The following is a 3457-nucleotide window of genomic DNA, read 5'->3' as shown; positions in this document are numbered from 1 at the left end:
GCCCCTGGGCGGCGGCGACCTCGATGACCCCGCTGGCGATCTCGGAGAAGTACGGGTCGTCGCCCCGGCCACCCCGGCCAGCGCTCACGCGGTGCTGGTCAGCACCAGCCCGACCGCCTCGTCGGTGGTGCCCAGCGGCCCGTCCGAGGTGGTGCTGACCTTCAGCGAGGGGGTCCGCAAGGTGCCCGGCAAGATCCGGGTGATCGCCCCCGACGCGTCCCGGGCCGACCGGGGTGAGCCCACCGTCAAGGGCGCGGTGGTCACCATTCCGGTGGACAGCTCCGCGCGCGGCACCTACCTGGTCAGCTACCGGGTGATCTCGGCCGACAGCCACCCGGTCTCCGGCGCGTTCACCTTCTCGGTGGGCGCCCCGTCGGCTCCGCCGACCGACTCCGGCAGCGACACCCGCGCCGACCCCGTGGTGGAGAACGCGGTCAAGGTGGCGAAGTACCTCGGCTACGCCGGGCTGCTGCTGCTCGTCGGCCCGGCGCTGGTGCTGGCCGCGCTCTGGCCGCGCCGGCTGTCCCGGCGCGGGCCGGCCCGGCTGGCCTGGTCGGGGCTGGGCCTGCTGGTGTTCGCCACCCTCGCCGACGTGTGGCTGCAGGTGCCGTACACCAACGGGGGCGGCCTGTTCGCCGTGACCGGCTCCGGCCTCGGCGACGTGCTCGGCAGCGCGTACGGCACCGCGCACCTGGTCCGGTTGGGCCTGCTCGCGGCGGCGGCGTTCCTGCTGCGGCCGCTCTTCAGCGGGCCGATCGGCCGGACCGACGGGATCATCCTGGCCCTCCTCGGCGGCGCGGCGCTGTTCACCTGGCCGCTCGCGGGTCACCCGGCGGCCTCGCCCGCGCCGGCGGTCTCCGTGGTGGTGGACGCGGTGCACCTGGGCAGCATGGCGGTCTGGCTGGGCGGCCTGGTGATGCTCGCCGTCTTCCTGCTGCGCCGGGCCGACGAGCGGGAGCTGGACGCGATCCTGCCGATCTGGTCCCGCTGGGCGGCCCTGGCGGTGGCGGCGCTGCTGCTCGCCGGGACGGTGCAGGGGCTGATCGAGGTGGCCACCCCGAAGGCGCTGGTGAACACCACGTACGGGCAGCTGCTGCTCGCCAAGATCGTGCTGTTCGTGCTGGTGATCGGGGTGGCCGCGTACTCCCGGTCGCTGGTGCGCCGGCGGACCGCCGCCGGCCGGCCCGGGACCATGCGCCGGGCGGTGCTGGTCGAGCTGCTGATCACCGCGGTGGTGCTCGGGGTCTCGGCGACCCTGGTGCAGACCACCCCGGCGCGCACCGCCGCCAGCGGCGTCGCCGGTACGCCCACCGGCTACTTCTCCGCCACGCTCACCAGCCCGCTCTACTCGCTGCAGGTGGAGCTGGACCCGGCCGAGCGTGGCAACAACTCGCTGCACCTCTACGCGTACACGAAGGACAACCGGCCGCAACCGGTCAAGGAATGGAAGGCCACGGCGGCACTGCCGTCGGCCGGGATCGAGCCGATCGAGATCCCGCTGCTGCCGCTGACCGACAACCACGCAACCGGGGAGCTCAACCTCCCGGCGGCGGGGCAGTGGCAGCTGCGCTTCACCGTCCGCACGTCCGACATCGACCAGGCCACGGTGACCGCCACCGTGCCGATCAAGTAACGGAAGGCGCTCCGACCCATGACCCGTATCCGGCGTTCCGCGACCGCCGCCGCGCTCACCGTCGCGGCTGTCACCATGGCCGTGCTCGGCCTTGCCGGGGCAGCCTCGGCGCACGTCTCGATCAACCCGAAGGAGGCCACCCAGGGCGGCTACGGTCGCTTCGCCTTCCGGGTGCCGAACGAGAGCGACACGGCGTCGACCACCAAGGTGGAGGTGGTACTGCCGGAGAACGCCCCGGTCGGCTCGGTCTCCACCATGCCGGTCGCCGGTTGGACCGTGGCGGTGGAGAAGCGCAAGGTCGACCCGCCGATCAACGTGCACGGCAGCCAGCTCACCGAGGCGGTGTCCAAGCTGACCTGGACCGCGGCCGCCGGCGGTGGGGTCAAGCCCGGTGAGTTCCAGGAGTTCCCGGTGTCGATGGGCCCGCTGCCGGAGGTCGACAAGATGGTGTTCAAGGTGCTGCAGACCTACTCGGACGGCAACGTGTCCCGCTGGATCGAGGAGCCGACGCCGGGCCAGGAGGAGCCGGAGAACCCGGCCCCGGTGCTCACGCTGACCGCCGCGTCGGCGTCCGCCTCGCCGGCCGCGAGCGCGCCGGCCGCCGCCTCCGGCGAGGATGACGACGACTCGGGCACCGCGACCGTGCTGGGAGTGGCCGGTCTGGTGGCCGGCCTGGCCGGACTGATCCTCGGCGGTCTCGCCTTCCTGCGTACCCGGCGGGAGCCCACGGCGAAGTCCTGACCCGCCTCGCCCCTCGCCGGCCCGTCGGAGTCCTCCGGCGGGCCGGCGTCTGTTCGGCCGCTTGCCGTGGATATCCGGCGATTGCGCGGTTCGCGTCGGTAAGGTCGGCCGGGTACTCGCTACCGAGGGAGAGGACGCGAATGCGTTTCGTGCGGACGATCGCCGGCATGCTGCTGTTGACCGTGGGGATTCCGACGCTGCTGGCGGGCGCCGGTCTCTGGGTCGCCGCGCGGCACGCCGACCCGGACGGCGGGTTCGGCGCCCGGTTCGAGACGGTCCGTACCGCGGGGCACGCCGTGGTCGTGAGCGACGTGGACCGGATGCTCCGCGCGGAGGCGCCGTTCGCCCGCACGGGGCAGGCCCGGCTGCGGCTGACCGCCCGGACCGCCGACGGCCCGGCCTTCCTCGGCCTGGCCCCGACCGACCAGGTCGGACGCTGGCTCGCTGCCGTCCCGCACGCCACCGTCACGCGCGTCGCGCTGGCCCGCGGCCCGCTGCCGGTACGGCTGGAGCCGGCCGGCCCACCCGCCACCGGCACCCCCACCGCCGTCCCGGCCGACCAGGACTTCTGGGTACGCGACGGGATCGGCGCGCTGGAGTGGAGCCCGGCAGAGCTGGCCGGGCGCTCGCTGAGCCTGGTGGTGATGCGCCCGGACGGGCGGGCCGACCTGACGCTGGAGCTGCGCGCCGAGGTGCGGGCCGGCTGGTTCCCCGGGGCGGCGTGGGCGTTGCTGGCCGCCGGGACGCTGCTGCTGGTCCTGGCCGTGGTGCTGCTACTGCGACCGGTCCGGCCGCGTGAGGTGGTCTTCGTCGTCGAGCCCGACCAGGTGCCGGTGCTCGCCGGGCGGCTGGGGGTCAGCTCGCTCAGCGGGCTGGGGGCCCGCGAGGACCGTGCCGACCTGCCCGAGCGGCAACTGGTCGCGGTCGGGTCGGGGCACGCGGAGCGACCCCGGGCGGCGATCGGCCCGGTGCCCAGCCGCCGTCCCGAGACCCTGGCGGACCTGCCGCGCGACCCGGCCTGGACCTGGCCGCAGGCCGGCGCGCCGGAGACGCCCGGTCCGTCGCCGCTGGACGGTCCGGCGG

The 3457-nt window shown here is 74.9% G+C and carries 3 protein-coding genes; all 3 read left to right on the top strand.

Annotated elements, in window-relative coordinates:
• Window positions 1–4 precede the first annotated feature (4 nt).
• On the top strand, window positions 5–1633 hold the full coding sequence (locus ACWEVO_RS32870) for a copper resistance CopC/CopD family protein (protein WP_452311330.1): 1629 nt from the start codon (window positions 5–7) through the stop codon (window positions 1631–1633).
• An 18-nt stretch (window positions 1634–1651) separates the two neighbouring features.
• The gene (locus tag ACWEVO_RS32865) at window positions 1652–2374 is read left to right on the top strand and encodes a YcnI family copper-binding membrane protein (protein WP_452311329.1); all 723 of its coding nucleotides are present in this window, start codon (window positions 1652–1654) and stop codon (window positions 2372–2374) included.
• 140 nt (window positions 2375–2514) lie between these two features.
• Window positions 2515–3457, top strand: a 943-nt coding sequence (locus tag ACWEVO_RS32860) for a hypothetical protein (protein WP_452311328.1), incomplete at its 3' end; no start/stop codon positions are given.

The sequence above is a fragment of the Micromonospora sp. NPDC003776 genome (assembly GCF_053605645.1).
The sequence above is the reverse complement of the archived record's forward strand: the minus strand, read 5'-3'. Positions and strand labels throughout refer to the sequence as shown.

Excerpts from the sequence above, each read along its gene's own strand:
- ACWEVO_RS32865 (WP_452311329.1), top strand. The coding sequence starts at position 1,652 with ATGACCCGTATCCGGCGTTCCGCGACCGCCGCCGCGCTCACCGTCGCG.